The organism is Acidovorax sp. NPDC077693 (assembly GCF_044542805.1).
GTDB lineage: Bacteria > Pseudomonadota > Gammaproteobacteria > Burkholderiales > Burkholderiaceae_C > Acidovorax.
The window spans coordinates 381,398-399,983 of the sequence record NZ_JBITVD010000003.1 but is presented as its reverse complement, the minus strand read 5'-3'; the positions used below and the strand labels follow the sequence as shown (position 1 = coordinate 399,983).

At 65.1% G+C, this 18,586-nt stretch carries 17 protein-coding genes and 2 tRNA genes; 8 read left to right on the top strand and 11 right to left on the bottom strand.

Annotated elements, in window-relative coordinates; all coding sequences use genetic code 11:
- Positions 1-308: 308 nt before the first annotated feature.
- Positions 309-650, top strand: coding sequence for an I78 family peptidase inhibitor (locus ACIGHN_RS05825; RefSeq protein ID WP_056415689.1), 342 nt, complete (start codon positions 309-311; stop codon positions 648-650).
- A gap of 53 nt (positions 651-703) precedes the next feature.
- Here ACIGHN_RS05825 and hemW read toward each other — a convergent pair whose 3' ends face one another.
- The 5 genes from hemW to ACIGHN_RS05800 form a co-directional block, all read right to left on the bottom strand.
- Positions 704-1,966 (bottom strand): radical SAM family heme chaperone HemW, encoded by a 1,263-nt coding sequence (hemW, locus tag ACIGHN_RS05820; RefSeq protein ID WP_396503583.1) that lies wholly within the window; start codon positions 1,964-1,966, stop codon positions 704-706.
- A 49-nt stretch (positions 1,967-2,015) separates the two neighbouring features.
- Complete coding sequence (gene rdgB, locus ACIGHN_RS05815) at positions 2,016-2,615, bottom strand: RdgB/HAM1 family non-canonical purine NTP pyrophosphatase (RefSeq protein WP_056161419.1); 600 nt, start codon at positions 2,613-2,615, stop codon at positions 2,016-2,018.
- Between the two features lie 49 nt (positions 2,616-2,664).
- Entirely contained in the window at positions 2,665-3,402 is a 738-nt protein-coding gene (rph, locus tag ACIGHN_RS05810) for a ribonuclease PH (RefSeq protein WP_396503582.1), read from the bottom strand.
- Positions 3,403-3,676: 274 nt separating this feature from the next.
- Complete coding sequence (locus ACIGHN_RS05805; RefSeq protein ID WP_056415680.1) at positions 3,677-4,579, bottom strand: PP2C family serine/threonine-protein phosphatase; 903 nt, start codon at positions 4,577-4,579, stop codon at positions 3,677-3,679.
- 37 nt (positions 4,580-4,616) lie between these two features.
- Positions 4,617-5,633: a serine/threonine-protein kinase gene (locus ACIGHN_RS05800; RefSeq protein WP_056415675.1), complete on the bottom strand. Its 1,017-nt coding sequence runs from the start codon at positions 5,631-5,633 to the stop codon at positions 4,617-4,619.
- A 75-nt stretch (positions 5,634-5,708) separates the two neighbouring features.
- On the opposite strand from ACIGHN_RS05800, the gene ACIGHN_RS05795 reads away from it, so the two are divergent.
- The 4 genes from ACIGHN_RS05795 to ACIGHN_RS05780 all read left to right on the top strand — a co-directional run bounded on the left by ACIGHN_RS05795 (position 5,709) and on the right by ACIGHN_RS05780 (position 9,884).
- Positions 5,709-6,626: a YicC/YloC family endoribonuclease gene (locus ACIGHN_RS05795; RefSeq protein ID WP_396503581.1), complete on the top strand. Its 918-nt coding sequence runs from the start codon at positions 5,709-5,711 to the stop codon at positions 6,624-6,626.
- A gap of 36 nt (positions 6,627-6,662) precedes the next feature.
- Complete coding sequence (gene gmk / locus ACIGHN_RS05790) at positions 6,663-7,283, top strand: guanylate kinase (protein WP_056415663.1); 621 nt, start codon at positions 6,663-6,665, stop codon at positions 7,281-7,283.
- Between the two features lie 18 nt (positions 7,284-7,301).
- Positions 7,302-7,505 (top strand): DNA-directed RNA polymerase subunit omega, encoded by a 204-nt coding sequence (rpoZ, locus tag ACIGHN_RS05785; protein WP_005794722.1) that lies wholly within the window; start codon positions 7,302-7,304, stop codon positions 7,503-7,505.
- A 96-nt stretch (positions 7,506-7,601) separates the two neighbouring features.
- Entirely contained in the window at positions 7,602-9,884 is a 2,283-nt protein-coding gene (locus tag ACIGHN_RS05780; protein ID WP_056415661.1) for a bifunctional (p)ppGpp synthetase/guanosine-3',5'-bis(diphosphate) 3'-pyrophosphohydrolase, read from the top strand.
- 44 nt (positions 9,885-9,928) lie between these two features.
- On the opposite strand, the gene greB is transcribed toward ACIGHN_RS05780, so the two are convergent.
- From greB to hrcA, 4 genes are all read right to left on the bottom strand, one after another.
- Positions 9,929-10,495, bottom strand: coding sequence for a transcription elongation factor GreB (gene greB / locus ACIGHN_RS05775; RefSeq protein ID WP_396503580.1), 567 nt, complete (start codon positions 10,493-10,495; stop codon positions 9,929-9,931).
- Between the two features lie 78 nt (positions 10,496-10,573).
- Positions 10,574-10,650: transfer RNA gene (locus ACIGHN_RS05770), tRNA-Arg, on the bottom strand.
- Positions 10,651-10,865: 215 nt separating this feature from the next.
- Positions 10,866-10,942 (bottom strand) — tRNA-Ile (locus ACIGHN_RS05765).
- Positions 10,943-10,996: 54 nt separating this feature from the next.
- Positions 10,997-12,001, bottom strand: a complete 1,005-nt coding sequence (gene hrcA / locus ACIGHN_RS05760; RefSeq protein WP_056415655.1) for a heat-inducible transcriptional repressor HrcA — start codon at positions 11,999-12,001, stop codon at positions 10,997-10,999.
- Positions 12,002-12,029: 28 nt separating this feature from the next.
- On the opposite strand from hrcA, the gene ACIGHN_RS05755 reads away from it, so the two are divergent.
- Genes ACIGHN_RS05755 through rapZ form a run of 3 tightly spaced genes read left to right on the top strand, consistent with a single transcriptional unit; the run spans position 12,030 to position 15,468 of the window.
- Positions 12,030-12,926: an NAD kinase gene (locus ACIGHN_RS05755; protein ID WP_396503579.1), complete on the top strand. Its 897-nt coding sequence runs from the start codon at positions 12,030-12,032 to the stop codon at positions 12,924-12,926.
- A gap of 2 nt (positions 12,927-12,928) precedes the next feature.
- Positions 12,929-14,605, top strand: coding sequence for a DNA repair protein RecN (gene recN / locus ACIGHN_RS05750; protein WP_396503578.1), 1,677 nt, complete (start codon positions 12,929-12,931; stop codon positions 14,603-14,605).
- On the top strand, positions 14,605-15,468 hold the full coding sequence (rapZ, locus tag ACIGHN_RS05745) for an RNase adapter RapZ (protein WP_396503577.1): 864 nt from the start codon (positions 14,605-14,607) through the stop codon (positions 15,466-15,468). The genes recN and rapZ overlap by 1 nt, the downstream gene beginning before the upstream one ends.
- Before the next feature lie 38 nt (positions 15,469-15,506).
- On the opposite strand, the gene mutY is transcribed toward rapZ, so the two are convergent.
- Both mutY and ACIGHN_RS05735 read right to left on the bottom strand, forming a co-directional pair.
- Positions 15,507-16,577, bottom strand: coding sequence for an A/G-specific adenine glycosylase (gene mutY, locus ACIGHN_RS05740; RefSeq protein ID WP_396503576.1), 1,071 nt, complete (start codon positions 16,575-16,577; stop codon positions 15,507-15,509).
- Complete coding sequence (locus tag ACIGHN_RS05735) at positions 16,574-18,535, bottom strand: dynamin family protein (RefSeq protein ID WP_396503575.1); 1,962 nt, start codon at positions 18,533-18,535, stop codon at positions 16,574-16,576. The genes mutY and ACIGHN_RS05735 overlap by 4 nt, the downstream gene beginning before the upstream one ends.
- Positions 18,536-18,586: the final 51 nt, after the last annotated feature.

Below are 18,586 nucleotides of genomic sequence, written 5' to 3'. Positions count from 1 at the left end.
ACCCGCACAACCCTTCGGCCCAAAAAAAAGCCCGCACAGTGCGGGCTTAACACTTGCATGGTGCAAGCGGGAGGGATGTCGAGAGGGTGTCGACGGATGGATATTAGAGGGGTGTGAAAACCCGGCATGTAGGACGGAGCCGACTCTTCCAACGATGCGATCGCACTGATAATTTTCGAAATTCGCCACAACGTGCTGCGCAGCTATTTCCGCCTACAGCCCCTGCGTTGTTACCGGTGGACACCCCCGCCCGCTGAGCCTTCCTTTATGGTGGCTGCAGTGCATCCAGATTTTGAGGAGTTCCTGACATGCCCCGACCCATTCGTTTCGTCTCCACCAGCCTGGTCCTCGCCGCGGCTGCCATTGCCGGTTGCTCGGGCTACGGGACATCGCCTTCTGCGCCCAGCGGCTCCACAGGCGCCAGTGCGCCGCCGCCACCGCCCAGCGGTATGTGCAATGCACAGCCCGCACAGGGCGCGGTGGGGCAAGACAGCACGCCCACGGTGGTCGAATCCGCCCGCACGCGCTCGGGCGCGCAGATGGCCCGCATCCTGCGCCCCGGGCAGATGATCACCAAGGAGTTCAACGCCCAGCGGCTGAACCTGGAGGTGGACGCCAGCGGGCGCGTCGTGGCCGTGACGTGCGGCTGAGGACGGCTGCGCCGATTGCAGACGCGCCAGGCGTCGGCAGCGCCTGAGGCCGCTCAATCGGCGAGGAACAGCTCCTGCAGGTCGTTCAGGAAGTCGAAGCCCCGCTCGGTAGCGCGCACGCGGGCCATGTCCCGCTCGATCAGGCCCTTGCGCTCGGCCTCCTGCAAGGCCTTGGCGATGGCCGTGATGGGCAGGCCCGTGCGGGCCGTGAAGTCCTGCAGGGCAAAGCCGTCGCGCAGGCGCAGGGCATTGAGCATGAATTCGAACGGCAGGTCGGCGCGCTTGACCTCATCGTCCTGCGCGACGGGGCGCCCGGCCAGGGCGTTGTCCATGTAAAGGCGCGGCTCGCGAAAGCGCACCTGCCGCACCACGCGGTGTGCAAAGCTGAGCTTGCTGTGCGCGCCCGCACCAATGCCCAGGTAGTCGCCGAATTGCCAGTAGTTGGTGTTGTGCAAGCACTCGTGCCCGGGCTGCGCGTACGCTGATATCTCGTACCGCGACATGCCCGCCTGCACCGTCATCTCGGTGATGCGGTCGAGCATGGCGTAGGCCTGGTCGTCCTCGGGGATGGCCGGCGGGTACTTGGCGAAGTAGGTGTTGGGCTCGATGGTGAGGTGGTAGATGGAGATGTGCGGCGGCTTCAGAGCCAGCGCGGTCTGCATGTCCTGCTCCATCTCCTGCAGCGTCTGGCCCGGCAGCGCGTACATGATGTCCAGGTTGAAGGTGTCGAAGGCCTCGGACGCCTCCTGGACGGCCGCCAGGGCCTGCGCGCGGTCGTGCACGCGGCCCAGGGCCTTCAGGTGCCGGTCGTTGAAGCTCTGCACTCCCACCGACAGCCGGGTGATGCCTGCACCACGAAACGCGCGAAAGCGGTCTTTCTCGAAGGTGCCGGGGTTGGCCTCCATCGTGATCTCGCAGTCGGCCTCCAGCCGCAGCCGCGCACGGATGCCGCCGATGAGCTGGTCGATGGAGGCGGGCGAAAACAGGCTGGGCGTGCCGCCACCGATGAAGATGCTGTGCACGGTGCGCCCCCAGATCAGCGGCAGCGCGGATTCCAGGTCGGCCATCAGGGCGTCGATGTAGCGCTGCTCGGGCACGGCGGAGCCACCGGCGTCGGCGTCGCTGCGGGCCTCATGCGAATTGAAATCGCAGTACGGGCACTTCTTGAGGCACCACGGCAGGTGCACGTACAGCGACAGCGGCGGCAGGCTCTGCAGTTGCAGCAAGCCCGGGCGCATGTAGTGCTGGATGTCGCGCTGGGGCGCTGGCTCTGCGGGCGCGGCCGTGGCTGCAGGTGTGATGGGAATGGTGTTCATGGCGGAGGCTCTGCAGACAAATCGCCCTGGCTGTGCAGCGCTGTGGCGCTCACAGCCAACGCTCGCGCAGCAGCGCCAGCATCTGCTGCGCTGAGCGGCCGCGGTGGCTGTGGGCGTTCTTCACTTCGACGGGCAGTTCTGCAAAGGTCTTGCCGAACTCGGGGATGAACATGATGGGGTCGAACCCGAAGCCGTTGCTGCCACGGCGCTCCCGCGCGATCTCGCCGACCACGCGGCCTACGGCGATCAGGGGCTCGGGGTCTTCGGGACTGCGCACGGCGACCAGCGTGCTGACCATGGCGGCACGGCGCTGGTCCACGGCCTGCATCTGCTCGAGCAGTGCCTGCACATTGGTGTCGTCCCCTTTGTCGTAGCCGAACTGGGTGGCGTAGTAAGCCGTGTCCACACCGGGCAGGCCGCCGAACGCGTCCACGCACAGGCCGGCATCGTCAGCCAGGGCGGGCAGCCCGGTGTGCGCCGAGGCGAAGCGCGCCTTGGCCAGCGCGTTTTCCACAAAGGTGCGAAAGGGCTCGTCGGCCTCGCCCACGCCCAGGTCGGCCTGACGCACCAGCTCTACGCCCAGCGGGGCCAGCATGGCCTGCAGCTCGGCCAGCTTGCCGCGGTTGTTGGATGCAAGAACGATTTTCATGGTCAAAATGGTCGCTACCACTTGTCTATCAAGCGCTAGCAGCTATCAATTAAGGAGCACTCACAGCCAGCGCCTGCTGCTGCAGGGCCACCAGGTCGGCAATGCCTTTTTCAGCCAGGGCGAGCAGCCGGTCCATCTCGGCGCGGGTGAAGGCGGCGCCCTCGGCCGTGCCCTGCACTTCGACGAAATGGCCCGCACCGGTCATCACCACGTTCATGTCGGTGTCGCAGTCGACGTCTTCCACGTATTCGAGGTCGAGCAGCGGCGTACCCTGCACGATGCCCACGGAAATGGCGGCCACGGGCTGCACCAGCGGCGACCGCGTGACCTTGCCGCTGGCCATCAGCCGGCTGACCGCATCGTGCGCCGCCACCCACGCGCCGGTGATGGCCGCGGTGCGGGTACCACCATCGGCCTGGATCACGTCGCAGTCGAGCTGGATGGTGCGCTCGCCCAGCAGCTTGAGGTCGAACACCGCGCGCAGCGACCGGCCGATGAGGCGCTGGATCTCCTGCGTACGGCCGCTTTGCTTGCCGCGCGCGGCCTCGCGGTCGTTGCGGGAATGCGTGGACCGGGGCAGCATGCCGTATTCGGCAGTGACCCAGCCTTCACCGCTGCCGCGCTTGTGCGGTGGCACGCGCTCTTCCACCGATGCGGTGCACAGGACCTTGGTGTTGCCGAACTCGATCAGCACCGAGCCTTCGGCATGCATGGTGTAGTGGCGGGTGATGCGCACAGGGCGCAGTTGGTCGGCGCTGCGGCCGCCGGTGCGTTCAAAGGTGGTCATGGTGTTGTCGGTTCCCGAGGAATGAATGCGGCCCGGCGGGGCCGCCCGGCGCAAAGGCCAGAGCAAAAGACGAAGAAGAAGAATAAAAGCCCGGGCCGGCAGGTCCGCGCGCAGCCCGACAAGCAACCGACCCGGCGCAGCGCGTGCTGTGCGGCTCAGGCCCGCTGGCAGTGCACGGAGACCGCCGCATCGCACCGGCGCTGCGCTCCCGGCCGCACGGCGCGGCAGCCGGCGAGTAGCCGCCGCAGCGCACACGGCGGTCCGGCGCGCGGCGTCACGCCTTTCTGGCCGCAGACCGCCGGATGGCCTCGTTGATCTCTGCGATGGAGCGTTCAATGGCTTCGTCATCGAGGTCGTCCACCAGCCCGTCCAACGGGCCGGCCTGGATGGTGGACGCGAACACGTCGTCGCTGATGCTGTCGGTGGACACGCCCTGGGTGGACTCGAAGGCGTCCGGCGTTTCCCATTCCAGCGCGATCACCGTGACGTTGTCGCTGCTGTCGCCGGCCTTTCGCAGCGCGGCCTCCACCAGGTCTGGCACGGAATGCGAGACGGTGTTGCGGGCGAGCTGTTTGGAGATGTCGTCGTCGCTGAGCGTGCCCCACAGGCCGTCAGAGCACAGCAGGATGCGGTCGCCCTGCTCCAGGTACACCGGGCCGGTGATGTCGTAGATCGGCTTGGTGGGAGAGCCCAGGCAGGTGAACAGCACGTTGCGGTTGATGCGCTCCAGGCCCGGTGGCGGCGAGTTGCGCAGTTCCATGTACGAGTGGTCGCGCGTGCGGGTCAGCAGGTCGCCGTCGCGCACCATGTACAGGCGCGAATCGCCGCAGTGGATCCAGGTGGCCGTGCCGGCCTGCACCACGGCAGCCACCAGGGTGGTGCGCGGTGTGTCGAGCATCCCCTTGTCGGTGGCGTAGCGCAGGATCTGGTGGTGGGCCGCCAGCAAGGCACCCGAGAGAAACTCCTGCACGTCCTTGAGCTGGGGCTTGGCCTCGCGCTGGAACAGCGCCGAGATGGTCTGCAGCGCGATCTGCGCGGCGACCTCGCCCTCGGGGTGTCCGCCCATGCCGTCGGCCAGCACGAACAGGCCCGATTCGCGCGTGTAGCAATAGCCCATGCGGTCTTCGTTCTTCTCGCGGCCGCCGCGGCGGCTGATCTGGAATACGGAGAACTTCATGGGCGCCCCACCCCCACCCGCTGGGCGTCAGTCGTGTTCATTTGGGTTTGGCTCCGATACCGGTGGCTTCGCCCACCTTCTGCACATTCTTCTTGGTGTCGGACACGAGCGTGTCCAGCTGCAGACGCATTTTTTCGCCGACGGACAGCTTGGTGTAGCGGCGCTCGCCCTCGCGGCTGAGCTCCTTTTGCAGCGCGAACACGGACTGCGGGCGCGACAGCGGATCGAGGGCCATGCACCACTCCACCACCTCGATGAGGTTGTCGGAGTACACGCCGCGCAGCTTGGTCAGCGCAAGCGAGAGGCGGTCCTTTTCGATGCGCTGCGGCGCCTCGTTGGGCGGAAAGCCCTGCATGCAGGCATAGATGCAGGCGCCGATGGCGTAGATGTCGGTCCAGGGGCCCATCGACGAATCGCGCCGGTACATCTCGGGCGCGGCAAAGCCGGGGGTGTACATCGGGCGGATGAAGTTGCCTTCCTTGGACAGCACCTCGCGCGCGGCGCCGAAATCGATCATCACAGCCTTGTTGTCGTCGGTGATGAAGATGTTGGCCGGCTTGATATCCAGGTGCAGCATCTTGTGCTGGTGCACGATGCGCAGCCCGCGCAGCACCTCGTCGAACAGCGAGCGGATGGTGGACTCGCGAAAGACCTTCTGCGTCTTCAGGTCGCGCGCGGTGATGATGAAGTCCTGCAGGGTCGCACCCTCCAGGTAGTTCATCACCATGTAGACGGTTTCGTTCTCGCGAAAGAAGTTGAGCACGCTCACCACGGAGGCGTGGGAGATCTGGGCGAGCGAGCGGCCCTCTTCGAAGAAGCTCTTGAGGCCCAGGCGGTACAGCGAGAGTTTTTCGGAGGGCACCTTGGGCAGCAGCTCGCCGGGCGCACGGGTGGCCAGCGAAGAGGGGAGGTATTCCTTGATCGCGACCTGCTGGCCTTCGCTGTCGGTGGCGAGGTACACCACACCAAAGCCCCCGGAGGACACCCTGCGAACCACGCGGTATCCACCAATGGCGGTGTCGGGCGGCAAGGGCGCCGGCTTGATTTTTGACATATTTTGCGAAGATGACTCAGGGGTAGAGCGGAACCCGGATAATCGCCGGATCGCAAGCAACCATCAAAAAGTCCAATGCCAGTTTACAGCATGACCGGATACGCCAGCGCACAGCATGGCACGTCCGCCACTGGCGCAGAAACCGATGCCCGAGCGACGCCGTCGCGCCGGCTGGGGCTCGAAATCCGCTCGGTCAACAGCCGCTTTCTGGACCTGTCTTTCCGCCTGCCCGACGAACTGCGCGCGCAGGAGCCCGCCCTGCGCAGCCTGCTGACCGCGCGCCTGAAGCGCGGCAAGGTCGAAGTGCGCGCCGCGCTGGAGTCCGAGGACAGCAACACGCTGCAGGACCCACCCCCGCGCCTGCTGCAGCGGCTCAATTCCATCCAGGACTCGGTGAAGGCCTGGCTGCCCAACGCCGCCCCCCTCACCGTGGCCGACGCGCTGCGCCTGTGCGCCAACGCCCCCTCGGCGAGCGAAGACTGGAGCGACGCGGTTCCCGCCCTGGCGGAAGAGGCGCTCGACGCCCTCATGGCCGCCCGCGAACGCGAAGGCAAGCGCCTGGCCGCGATGCTTCAGGACCGCCTCAAGCAGTTGCGCGCCCTGGCGGCGCAGGCCGGCCCCATGGTGCCCCAGCTGGTCGAGCAGCAACGCACCCGCTTCATGGAGCGCTGGAAGGAAGCCATGGCGCTCACCGACGGCGCCGTGGCACCCGAGGCCGCGCGCGACCGCGCCCTGACAGAGGCCACGGCCTTTGCCATCCGCATCGACGTGGCCGAGGAAATCACCCGGCTCGACTCGCACCTGGACGAAATCGAGCGCCTGCTGAAAAAGGGCGGCGAAGTGGGCAAGCGCTTGGACTTCCTCATCCAGGAGCTGCACCGCGAGGCCAACACCCTGGGCTCCAAGTCGGCCGCCCTGGACCTCACGCGCATCAGCGTCGACATGAAGGTGCTGGTCGAGCAGATGCGCGAGCAGGTGCAAAATATTGAATGACCCCCGTGTTTTGATAGCGCTGAGCGCCTATTCGCTATGGACTATCCAGGAAATCTCTTCGTAGTGGCGGCGCCCAGCGGCGCCGGCAAATCCAGCCTGGTCAAGGCCCTGCTGGAGCTTGACTCCCACGTGCACCTGTCGATCTCGCACACCACCCGCCCTCCGCGCGGGCAGGAAAAGCACGGGCGCGACTATTACTTCGCCTCGCAGTCCGAGTTCGACGCCATGATCGAAGGCAACGCCTTCGTGGAGTGGGCGCATGTCCACGGCAACCGCTACGGCACCTCCAAGAAAGCCATCGAGGAGCGCATCGCCCAGGGCACGGACGTGATCCTGGAGATCGACTTCCAGGGCGCCTTGCAGATCAAGCAGGCGTTTGCCAACGCCATTTTGGTGTTCATCCTCCCGCCCAGCTGGGAAGAGCTGCGCTCGCGCCTGGAGCGCCGGGGCGAGGACTCTGCGGACGTCATCGAAGTGCGCCTCAAGAATGCGGCCGAAGAGATGGCCCAGGTCGGCAAATTCGACTTCGTTATAATCAACGAGTTGTTTGAACGCGCGCTTTTCGACCTGAAAGCCGTGGTTCATGCCCAGCGCCTGAAGTACGCCGCCCAGCGCCGCGCGCGTGCTGACACCTTCCAGTCGCTCAATATCACCTGAATCCCCGGAGTACACCCCATGGCACGCATCACCGTAGAAGACTGTCTGGAAAAGATCCCCAACCGTTTCCAGCTCGTGTTGGCGGCCACTTACCGCGCTCGCATGCTGAGCCAGGGCCATGCTCCCCGTATCGAAAGCCGCAACAAGCCCGCCGTGACCGCCCTGCGCGAAATCGCCGAAGGCAAGGTGGGTCTGGAGATGCTCAAGAAGGTTCCTGGTTGAGGTTTCTGCCGGGCCGCGCCCGCAAAAAGCACCGCGCCAGCGGTGCTTTTTTTTGCACCGAACTCGCCGGGTGCGCACCCGCGCTACATTAAAGGCATGAACGCGGTGCTCAACTCACCTTCTGCAACGCAGCCCCGGCCTGGCGATTCGCCCTCGGCAGGGACACTCTCGGCAGCCGCAGCGGCGGCCAATGCAGCCGCGGCCAGCTTTGCCGCGCTGACCGACAGCCTGGACTACCTGGATGCCACCAGCATCGAGCAAGTGCGCCAGGCCTACCGGTTTGCCGACGAGGCCCACCTGGGCCAGTTGCGCAACAGCGGCGAGCCCTACATCACGCACCCGATCGCGGTGGCCGCGCAGTGCGCCACCTGGAAGCTCGACGCCCAGGCGCTCATGGCAGCGCTGCTGCACGACGCCATGGAAGACTGCGGCGTCACCAAGGCAGACCTCATCGACCGCTTCGGCGCGCCGGTGGCCGAGCTGGTGGACGGCCTCACCAAGCTGGACAAGCTGCAGTTCAACACCCGCGAGGAAAACCAGGCCGAATCCTTCCGCAAGATGCTGCTGGCCATGGCCCGCGACGTCCGCGTGATCCTGATCAAGCTGGCCGACCGCACGCACAACATGCGCACGCTGTCGGACATGCCGCGCAGCAAATGGGGCCGCATCTCCTCGGAGACGCTGGAGATCTACGCACCCATCGCCCACCGCCTGGGCCTGAACCAGACCTACCGCGAACTGCAGGACCTGTCGTTCCGGCACCTGCACCCCTGGCGTTACGCCACCTTGTCCAAGGCCGTCAACAAATCGCGCAACCGCCGCCGCGACCTGGTGCAGCGGGTGCAGACCGAGGTCGATGCAGCCTTCTCCAAGATCGGCATGCAGGTGCGCCTGGCCGGCCGCGAGAAGACGCTGTACGCCATCTACCAGAAGATGGACCTCAAGCACCTGAGCTTTGCCCAGGTGACCGACATCTACGGCTTTCGGGTCATCGTGCCCACTGTGACGGACTGCTACACCGCGCTGGGTGTGCTGCACCAGATGTACAAGCCCGTGCCAGGCAAGTTCAAGGACCACATCGCGATTGCCAAGCTCAACGGCTACCAGTCGCTGCACACCACGCTGGTGGGCCCCTCGGGCGTGAACATCGAGTTCCAGATGCGCACCGACGAGATGCACGTGATCGCCGAAGCCGGCGTGGCCGCGCACTGGCTGTACAAGGCGCAGGATGGAGACGGTACGTCTGCCGAACGCCTGGGCACCAAGTGGCTGCAGTCGCTGCTCGACATCCAGAACGAAACCCGCGACGCGGCGGAGTTCTGGGACCACGTGAAGGTGGACCTGTTTCCCGACGCGGTGTACGTGTTCACGCCCAAGAGCCAGATCATGGCCCTGCCGCGCGGCGCCACCGTGGTCGACTTCGCCTACGCCATCCACAGCAATGTGGGCGACCGCACCACGGCCGCCAAGATCAACAACGAGCAGGTGCCCCTGCGCACCGAGCTCAAGAACGGCGATGTGGTGGAAGTCATCACGGCGCCCATCTCCACGCCCAATCCAGCGTGGCTGGGTTTTGTCCGCACCGGCCGTGCACGCTCGAAGATCCGGCACTACCTCAAGACCCTGGCCCAGACCGAATCCGAAGGCCTGGGAGAAAAACTGCTGACCCAGGCCATCCGCGCCGAGGGCCTGGAGCAACTGCCGCCGGTCTCCGCGGAAACACAGCCCCTGTGGGACAAGCTGCTTCGCTTTACGGGCAACCGCACCCGCAGCGAGCTCATGACCGACCTGGGCCTGGGCAAGCGCATCGCCAGCATCGTGGCCAAGCGGCTCATGGTGTTGATGTCCGAGCACGGCCACCGCCCCGACGCCCTGCTCATGACGCGGGAGCGCTACACGTCGCACGAGACACTCTCGCAAGGAGCGGTGACCCTGGACGGCAGTGAAAACGCATCGGTGCAATACGCCTCGTGCTGCCGCCCCGTGCCGGGCGACAGCATCGTCGGCTACCTGGGCCGCGGCGAAGGCCTGGTCGTCCACAACGCGCATTGCACGGTGGCCAAACGGCTGCAGCACAAGGACAGCGAGCGGTTCATTGCGGTGGACTGGTCGGACGAGCCCACGCGCATGTTCGAGACCGGGGTCGTGGTTACCGTCACCAACGGCAAAGGCGTACTGGCCCGCGTGGCCGCAGAACTGGCCAACTCGGAAGCCGACATCACCCACGTGGACATGGATGACGAGGCCGCTCTGGACACCACGGACTTGCGGTTCATCGTGGCAGTGCGGGACCAGACCCACCTGGAAACCGCGCTGCGCAACCTGCGCCGCACGCAGGCGGTCATTCGCGCCGCACGCATCACCCCACAGGCTGCCTGAACGTCCAGCAGCGTCGGCCGGCCCGGCGTCTGCGGCAGCCCCGCTCAGCCTGCGCGTTCGGTGCGCGGCGGGTACTGCACTGCCACCACTTCCAGGCTTCGCACGCCGCCCGGCGTGGGTAGTTGCACCTCGTCGCCCACCCGGGCTTTCAAGAGCGCGCGCGCCACCGGAGAGATCCAGCTCACCTGCGACTCGCGGCTGTCCGCCTCGTCAATGCCCATGATGGTGATCGTGCGCTCCACCCCTTCGTCATCGAAGTAGGTGACCGTGGCGCCAAAGAACACCTGATCGCTGCCTGCGTGCAGGCTGGGGTCCACCACCTCGGCAATCTCGAGCCGCTTGGTGAGGAAGCGGATGCGCCGGTCGATCTCTCGCAAGCGTTTTTTGCCGTAGAGATAGTCGCCGTTTTCAGACCGGTCTCCGTTGCTGGCCGCCCAGTGCACGGCCTCCACGACCTTAGGGCGCTCGTTGTCGATCAGGTCCAGCAACTCGTCCCGCAGCCGCGCATAGCCGGCCGGGGTGATGTAGTTCTTGCCGCCAGCAGGCAGCGCTGGCAACGCCAATTCGTCCTCATCGGATGCATCGGTTTCCTTGGTAAAGGCCTTGCTCATCGCAGATATCCCCTGTCAGCGAGTAACGCTGGGACAAATGAAAAAGCCTGCAATCTTGCGATTGCAGGCTTTAAACATTGGTGCGGCTGGCAGGAATCGAACCCACGACCCCTTGGTTCGTAGCCAAGTACTCTATCCAGCTGAGCTACAGCCGCTAAGCTTTGAATTATAGCATGATTTCTTGGCGACCCTTGAAAATCATCATTTTTTGTTGACCCTTGCTGCTAGCAGCACATCAACAAAAGCACAATTCAGCGCAAGCCGAGATTGTAATGCACTGCAGCACGTCCAAAAGGTAAACGGGCTGAAGCCGGCAAGAAAAATGGCTTTGATCTGCAAACACCGCCCACACATCGATGGTGGTTGGTGGTGGTAGGGCGTGTTGGACTTGAACCAACGACCAAAGGATTATGAGTCCTCTGCTCTAACCAACTGAGCTAACGCCCCAAGCCATGCTCCTGCGCTGCATACACAACGGGGCAAGCGCCGTATTGTAGGGGCTTACTTGCGGTGGCTGAGCGCGTTGGACACCAGCTTGGAGGTGATGTCCACGATCTGGATCATCCGGTCGTACGGCATGCGCGTGGGGCCGATCACGCCGAGCGTGCCGACCACCTTGCCGTCCACTTCGTAGGGGGAGCTGACCACCGACAGCTCTTCGAACGGCACCACATGGCTCTCGCCGCCGATGTAGATCCGCACGCCCTCGGCTTGGCTCGAGATGTCCAGCAGGCGCAGGATCTGGGTCTTTTGCTCGAAGAGATCGAAGGCCCGCCGCAGGTTGCCCATGTCGCTGGAAAAATCGCTCACGGCCAGCAGGTTGCGCTCGCCGGATATCACGACCTCGTCCTGGGCCGCCGACATGGCTTCGGAACCCACGTTCACCGCGGCCTGCATGAGCGATGCGATCTCGCCCCGCAGCGCATCCACCTCCGACTTCAGGCGCTCGCGCACCTGCTCCATGGCAAGGCCGGCGTAGTGCGCATTCAGGAAGTTCGATGTCTCTATCAGCTGCGATGCGGAGTAGTCGACCTCGGTAAAGATCACGCGGTTTTGCACGTCACCTTCCGGCGACACGATGATCACCAGAAAGCGCCGTTCTGAGAGCTTCAAAAACTCGATGTGCCGAAAAACAGAGGTGCGCCTGGGCGCCATGACCACGCCGACAAACTGCGACAGGTTGGACAGCAGCTGTGCCGCGTTGGCGATCACTTTCTGCGGCTGCTCCGGCGCCAGCTGCGCGGGCATGAACGAGTCACGCTGCACGGTGAGCATGGTGTCCACGAACAGCCGATAGCCTCGCGCAGTGGGAATGCGCCCCGCCGAGGTGTGCGGGCTGGCAATCAGCCCCAGCTCCTCCAGGTCGGCCATCACGTTGCGGATGGTGGCGGGCGACAGGTCCAGCCCTGACGCGCGCGACAAAGTTCTTGAGCCCACAGGCTGCCCGTCGGCGATGTAGCGCTCGACCAGGGCTTTAAGCAACAACTTGGCACGGTCATCGAGCATGGAAGGATTTTAATGATGTAATTTCGTGATGACGTCCAATTTCCGCCATGTCGCCCTTATCGGCAAGTACCAGGCTTCATCAGCGGGCTCTGCGGGCGACACCTCGCGCCAGGCGCTCGAAGGTATCGCGCATTTTCTGGAGCAGCAGGGGTGCGAAGTGGCCCTGGAGGCCGAGACCGCCAGCAACATGGGCCTGGCCCACTACCCAGCGCTGACTGTAGACGAGATAGGCACCCGGTGCGACCTGGGCCTGGTCGTGGGCGGTGACGGCACCATGCTGGGCATCGGCCGCCGGCTGGCGCGCTTCGGCACACCGCTGATCGGCATCAACCAGGGGCGCCTGGGGTTCATCACCGACATTCCTTTCGATGCCTACCAGGCCACGCTGGCCCCCATGCTGCAGGGCGAATACGAGGAGGACCTGAGGCCATTGATGCACGCCAGGGTCGTGCGCGATGAACGGGTGGTGTTCGAGGCCTTGGCGATGAACGACGTGGTCGTCAACCGGGGGGCCACATCGGGCATGGTGGAGCTGCGTGTGGAGGTGGGTGGCCGCTTCGTGGCCAACCAGCGGGCCGACGGGCTCATCATTGCATCCCCCACGGGCTCGACGGCGTATTCGCTGTCTGCCGGCGGACCGATGCTCCACCCCTCCATTCCGGGCTGGGTGCTCGTGCCCATTGCGCCCCATACCTTGTCCAACCGGCCCATCGTGCTGTCGGATGCCACCGAGGTGGCCGTCGAGGTGGTCAGCGGCCGGGACGTCAGCGCCAACTTCGACATGCAGTCGCTGGCATCGCTGCTGCACGGCGACCGCATCTTGGTCAAACGCTCGGAGCACTGCGTGCGGTTTCTGCATCCGTTGGGCTGGAACTATTTCGCCACCCTGCGCAAGAAGCTGCGCTGGAATGAAGGGGGCTCCTGACCATGGCGCTGCGACGCATCACCCTGCGTGACTTTGTCATCGTGGAGTCGCTGGAGCTGGAGCTCAGCCCCGGGTTCACGGTGCTGACCGGTGAGACCGGTGCAGGCAAGTCCATCCTGATCGACGCGCTGCAACTGGTGCTGGGCTCACGCGCAGATGCCGGCACGGTGCGAGAGGGCGCCACCAAGGCAGACCTTTGCGCCGAGTTCGACAACCCCGCCCACATCGCGCCCTGGCTGGAAGATGCCGGTTTCGAGACCGATGGGCCGTTGCTCTTGCGCCGCACCATCGATGTCCAGGGCAAGAGCCGCGCCTGGATCAACGGCACGCCCGCCACGGCGGCGCAGTTGCGCGCCCTCGGAGACTTGCTGCTGGACATCCACGGCCAACACGCCTGGCAGAGCCTGACCCGGCCCGACTCCGTGCGCGGCTTGCTGGATGCGTTTGCAGGCCTCAGCAGCGCCGACACTTCAGCGCGCTGGACACGGTGGCGCGCCGACCAGAAGACCTTGGAGCAGGCCCGCCAGTCCCAAGCCAATTTGCAGCAGGAGCGCGAACGCCTGCAGTGGCAGATCGGCGAGGTGGACAAGCTCGCGCCCGCCGATGGCGAATGGGAAGAACTCGACGCCCAGCACAAGCGTCTGTCGCATGCCCAGGCACTGCTGGACGGTGCCGAAGGCGCACTGCATGCATTGCAGGACGACGATGCAGGCGCACTCGCCGGCATCGGCCGCGCGCACGCCCTGCTGCACGGGCAGGAACACATCGAGCCCGAGTTCGCAAGCCTTGCCGACATCCTGGCCTCGAGCCTCGCCCAGGCGAGCGACGTGGCCCATTCGCTGCAGCTGTATCTGCGGCACGCTGAAATCGACCCGCAGCGTCTGGCAGAGCTCGACGCCCGCATTTCGCAGTGGATGACGCTCGCACGCCGGTACAAGCGCACTCCCACCGAGCTGCCCGCCCTGCTCAGGGGTTGGAAGGGCGAAATGCAGCAGCTGGATGCGGCAACCGATCTGGAACGCCTGGAAGCAGCCGAGGCCGCCAGCGCCAAGGCCTACCAGGCGGCGGCCCGCGCCCTGTCGCTGGGGCGGGCCAAGGCGGCTCCCAAGCTGTCCCTGGCCATTACCCAGGCCATGCAGGGGCTGGGCATGGAAGGCGGCAAGTTCGAAGTCTCCGTGAGCAAATCGGCAGAGCCGTCGTCCCACGGCATCGACGATGTGGTGTTTCTGGTGGCGGGGCACCCCGGCATGACGCCCAAGCCCATCGGCAAGGTGGCCTCGGGCGGGGAGCTGTCGCGGATCTCGCTGGCGATCTCCGTGACGACCAGTGAACTCGGGTTGGCACCCACGCTGATTTTTGATGAGGTGGATTCGGGTGTGGGCGGGGCCGTGGCCGAAACCGTGGGCCGGCTCATGCAGCAACTGGGGAGCGATCGCCAGGTGCTGGCCGTCACCCACCTGCCGCAGGTGGCCGCCTGCGCCCACCATCACCTCAAGGTCGCCAAGCGCAAGAGCCCGGACGGAACGACGAGCTCGGTGGTCGCCGTGCAGGGCAAAACCCGTGTGGCGGAGATTGCGCGCATGCTCGGGGGTGAAAAATCCACCGATGCATCCCTGAATCACGCCCGCGAGATGCTGGACCTGGCAAGCGCCGCAGCGCCCCAGGAAAGGGCCCGCTGATGGCGTTGGAAATCGTCCTGATCACCGGCATGTCGGGCTCCGGCAAATCTGTGGCTTTGCATGCGTTGGAAGATGCCGGGTACTACTGCGTCGACAATTTGCCCCCTGAGTTGCTCCCCGCATTCGTCGCCCTGGAACACCACCACCACGGCCACCGCCTGGCCATCGCCATGGATGTGCGCAGTGCCACATCGTTGCACCAGGTCCCGCAGGAGCTGGCCCGGCTGCGCAGCCAGGGCGTATCAGTGCAATCCATCTTTCTGGATGCCACCATCGACACGCTGGTGCGGCGCTTTTCCGAGACGCGGCGGCGCCACCCGTTGTCGCACGCAGACCTGCAGCAAGGCCGCAAGGCGCTGGTGCAGATCATCGAAGAGGAGCGCGAGCTTCTGGCCGCGTTGCGCGACCAGTCGCATGTCATCGACACCAGCACCATCCGGTCGTCGCAGCTGCAAAGCTACGTCAAGGGGTTGATGACCACGACACACGGCCAGCTGACCCTGGTCTTCCAGTCCTTTGCATTCAAGCGCGGCATACCGATGGATGCGGACTATGTGTTTGACGTGCGGATGCTGCCCAACCCGCACTACGAACCTGCGCTGCGCGACCTGACGGGCCTGGATGAGCCTGTCGCGCGCTTCTTGCGCCAGCAGACGGAGGTCTCGCTGATGCAGGCGCACATCGAGCAGTTCCTGGCCCATTGGCTGGAGTTCCTGGACCGCAACCACCGCAGCTATGTGACGGTGGCCATCGGCTGCACCGGGGGCCAGCACCGCTCCGTGTACCTGGTGGAACGGCTCGCGGAGATGTTCAGCGACCGATGGACTGCCCTGCGCAGGCACCGTGAGCTGGATGGCCGCTGAAACGCCGCGCCGCGGACCTCCTCACACCAGCCCTGACCTCACCACAACGACGCTTGGGTCGTGTCCAGCAGTTTGCGAATGGGCGCGGGCAGACCGATGGAACTCCATTGGCCGGCGCCCAGCCATTCGCCGTCTTCCGTCGGCTGGGCTGCGGCCACGCCAGTGACCAGCACGGGATGCAGGTGAAGGTCGCGGTGCGTCAGCACATGGACAAACGGCTGCAACTCCTGCACCGACAGGCCGGAGGCAGACGGCAAGGTTTCCACACACCGGTGCAACGACGCGCTGTCTTCAAAAATGGGGACGCAGTGCATGCCCGCCCATATGCCCGTGCCAGGGCGCCGTTGCAGCCATACCTGCCCTTGCGGGTTCCTGAGCACCAGCAATTGCCAGGACTCCGAGCGGCGCGAGAGCTTGCGCGTCTTGACCGGATAGCGCTCCGGGTCACCCTTCTTGAACGCGACACAGCTGTGGTTCAGCGGGCACAGCTCACAGCGCGGCACCCGGGGCACGCATACCGTGGCCCCCAGGTCCATCAACCCCTGCGTGTAGCGGGGCATGGCGTTTTCAAGATCGTGCACCGGGAGCAGCGCCTGCGCATGCTCCCACAGCACCTTCTCATTGCGGGCCGACGCCAGATCCGCGTCGAACCCCAACAGCCGGGTCAGCACCCTGCGCACGTTGGCATCCAGGATCGGAACCCGCTGCGAAAAGCAGAAGGCAGCGATGGCACCAGCCGTGGATCGGCCGATGCCAGGCAAGGTGGCCAGAACTTCCGCCGTACGGGGAAACGCCCCGCCATGCTCCGACACCACCTGCTGCGCGCAGCGGTGCAGGTTGCGGGCGCGGGTGTAGTAGCCCAGGCCGCTCCACAGGCCCATGACTTCGTCCTGGGGCGCAGCGGCCAATGCCGCCACATCAGGAAAGCGGGCCAGGAAACGCGCGTAGTAGTCCAGCACCGTGCTGACCTGCGTCTGCTGCAGCATGATCTCCGACAGCCACACCCGGTAGGGGTCGCGGGTCTGCTGCCAGGGTAGATGATTGCGGCCACTGGCCATCTGCCAGGCCACCACACGCTCGGCGACGCTGCCGCCCATTGCCTCACTCATGCCGATAGGAGTTGCTTGTCGGCATCCAGGGTTTCAACGGCAGGAGGCGCGACCAGCTTGGACGTCAACTCGTGGAGCTTTTGCTCCAATTGACCCAGCTCTTCTTCGCCGGCTTCGATCTCGGAAATGCGCTCGACCAGTCCGCTGGCAGCCTGCTGTATGCGGTCGACTGCCTCCATGCGGCGGGCGAAGCTGCGGCGGCGCTCGCGCAGTTGGGCATCCAGCTGCGCGGTGGCCGACTTGCTCCACAGTTCCAGGTCATTCGCCGCGGACTCATAGACCGTGCGCAAACGCATGGCCAGCGCGCGCACCAATCGCTCTGCAAATTCGGGCTGCGCCAGCTTCAGCGCATTGCCCATGCCCAGGTACTGCAGGTGGCTCTGTTCGATCTGGTGAAGATCGTGCGTGAAGTGCTCCAGCTGCGGCGGCGGCGGCACCTGCAGCGAAAATCCGAATTCGGCATTCAGTTGCCGGAAGGTTCCGCCCAGCATGGCCTGGATCTCGGTGCCGGACGCCTGCGCCTTGTCCATGGTGCTGCGCAGCTTGTCAAAGGTCTGGACGTAGATCTTCTTGACGCCCAGCTTGAGCCCTTTTTGCTGCAGCGTCTGTGCCAGCTCGGACAACTCGCCCTTGAGCGACTTCGCGCCCAGTTGCTGGAACACGTCGCGCAGCAGCTTGAGGTGCACGGCCCGCACGGCCTGGATCTTGGAGGTGCTCAGGTCGAATTCGCGCTGCTCCTGCTCGATACGCTGGCGCATCGACTCGATCACCGACGCGTTCTTGCCGCGCAGGCTGCGCAGCTCGGCCATCTGGTCATCCAGGTCGCGGCGGCGGATGTTGATGACCCGCGACGTCTCGGTGCGCAGATTGGCCACGCCATGGGCCACGGCCGACCGCAAGATGGATTGCCGCTGGCCCATGATGCCCTTGGCCAGCGCCTCCTCCAGCACGGGAAGGCCGCTGGTTTCCAGCAACACGTCGTCGGCCGTGATCTTGGCCACCAGGCCCTTTTGTGCGGAGACTGGCACCACCCTTTCCAGCGGCACACCCAGCATCTCGGCAGACGTCTGGCACTGGCGTTCTATCTGGGCCTGCACCTGCTCGGCGGAATTGAGCGTGTCCCACAAGGTGTCAATCTTGTTGAGGACCACCAGGCGGGCATCCATGCTGTCGGCAGAGATGGCCAGGTGCTCGCGCCAGATCGACAGATCGGACCGCGTCACGCCGGTGTCCGCACTCAGGATGAACACCACCGCATGGGCCTGGGGAATCAGGTTGACGGTCAGCTCTGGCTCGGCGCCCACGGCATTCAAACCCGGCGTATCGAGGATGACCAGGCCCTGCTTGAGCAGCGGATGCGGAATATTGATGATGGCGTGCCGCCACATGGGCACTTCCACCATACCGTGCGAGTCCGGGACGGGGTTCTCGTCGACCAGGTCGTCGTGCCAGAAACCCAGCGCCCGGGCGTTGTCCAGGCTGACCTTGCGCACTTCGGCCACCTTTTCCAGGGCCTTCGCAATCTGGTCGGCATTGCCGACATCGAGCCGGATCTCGTGCCAACGTTCAGGCTTCATGCGCCATTCCGCCAAACTCTGCATCTGCAGGCGGGTTTCGATGGGCAGCAACCGCAGGCTGGGGACCACGCTCGCGTCGTAGCCAAGCTCGGTGGGGCACATGGTGGTGCGCCCGGCGCTGGCCGGCATGATGCGGCGACCGTAGTCAGCAAAGAAGATGGCGTTGATCAACTCCGACTTGCCACGCGAGAACTCCGCGACAAAAGCCACCATGACCTTGTCGCTGCGAACCTGTTCTTCCAGCCTGTGCAGGCGCTCGCGCACTGCCGAGTCCATGAGGTCATGCGAAGACATCCAGTCGCCCAGCCGCTTGAGCTGCTGGGCGAATTCACGTCTCCAGACGCCATGCTGGTCGAACTGTTCGTTGAATGAGGGTCCCACTGTGCTCCCGGAGATATCTAGGTATGGCCTGCGAGGCAGGCATGCACAAAA

Coding starts and splice junctions, on each gene's coding strand:
- ACIGHN_RS05825 (WP_056415689.1), top strand. CDS start 309: ATGCCCCGACCCATTCGTTTCGTCTCCACCAGCCTGGTCCTCGCCGCG.
- hemW (WP_396503583.1), bottom strand. CDS start 1,966: ATGAACACCATTCCCATCACACCTGCAGCCACGGCCGCGCCCGCAGAG.
- rdgB (WP_056161419.1), bottom strand. CDS start 2,615: ATGAAAATCGTTCTTGCATCCAACAACCGCGGCAAGCTGGCCGAGCTG.
- rph (WP_396503582.1), bottom strand. CDS start 3,402: ATGACCACCTTTGAACGCACCGGCGGCCGCAGCGCCGACCAACTGCGC.
- ACIGHN_RS05805 (WP_056415680.1), bottom strand. CDS start 4,579: ATGAAGTTCTCCGTATTCCAGATCAGCCGCCGCGGCGGCCGCGAGAAG.
- ACIGHN_RS05800 (WP_056415675.1), bottom strand. CDS start 5,633: ATGTCAAAAATCAAGCCGGCGCCCTTGCCGCCCGACACCGCCATTGGT.
- ACIGHN_RS05795 (WP_396503581.1), top strand. CDS start 5,709: ATGCCAGTTTACAGCATGACCGGATACGCCAGCGCACAGCATGGCACG.
- gmk (WP_056415663.1), top strand. CDS start 6,663: ATGGACTATCCAGGAAATCTCTTCGTAGTGGCGGCGCCCAGCGGCGCC.
- rpoZ (WP_005794722.1), top strand. CDS start 7,302: ATGGCACGCATCACCGTAGAAGACTGTCTGGAAAAGATCCCCAACCGT.
- ACIGHN_RS05780 (WP_056415661.1), top strand. CDS start 7,602: ATGAACGCGGTGCTCAACTCACCTTCTGCAACGCAGCCCCGGCCTGGC.
- greB (WP_396503580.1), bottom strand. CDS start 10,495: ATGAGCAAGGCCTTTACCAAGGAAACCGATGCATCCGATGAGGACGAA.
- hrcA (WP_056415655.1), bottom strand. CDS start 12,001: ATGCTCGATGACCGTGCCAAGTTGTTGCTTAAAGCCCTGGTCGAGCGC.
- ACIGHN_RS05755 (WP_396503579.1), top strand. CDS start 12,030: ATGACGTCCAATTTCCGCCATGTCGCCCTTATCGGCAAGTACCAGGCT.
- recN (WP_396503578.1), top strand. CDS start 12,929: ATGGCGCTGCGACGCATCACCCTGCGTGACTTTGTCATCGTGGAGTCG.
- rapZ (WP_396503577.1), top strand. CDS start 14,605: ATGGCGTTGGAAATCGTCCTGATCACCGGCATGTCGGGCTCCGGCAAA.
- mutY (WP_396503576.1), bottom strand. CDS start 16,577: ATGAGTGAGGCAATGGGCGGCAGCGTCGCCGAGCGTGTGGTGGCCTGG.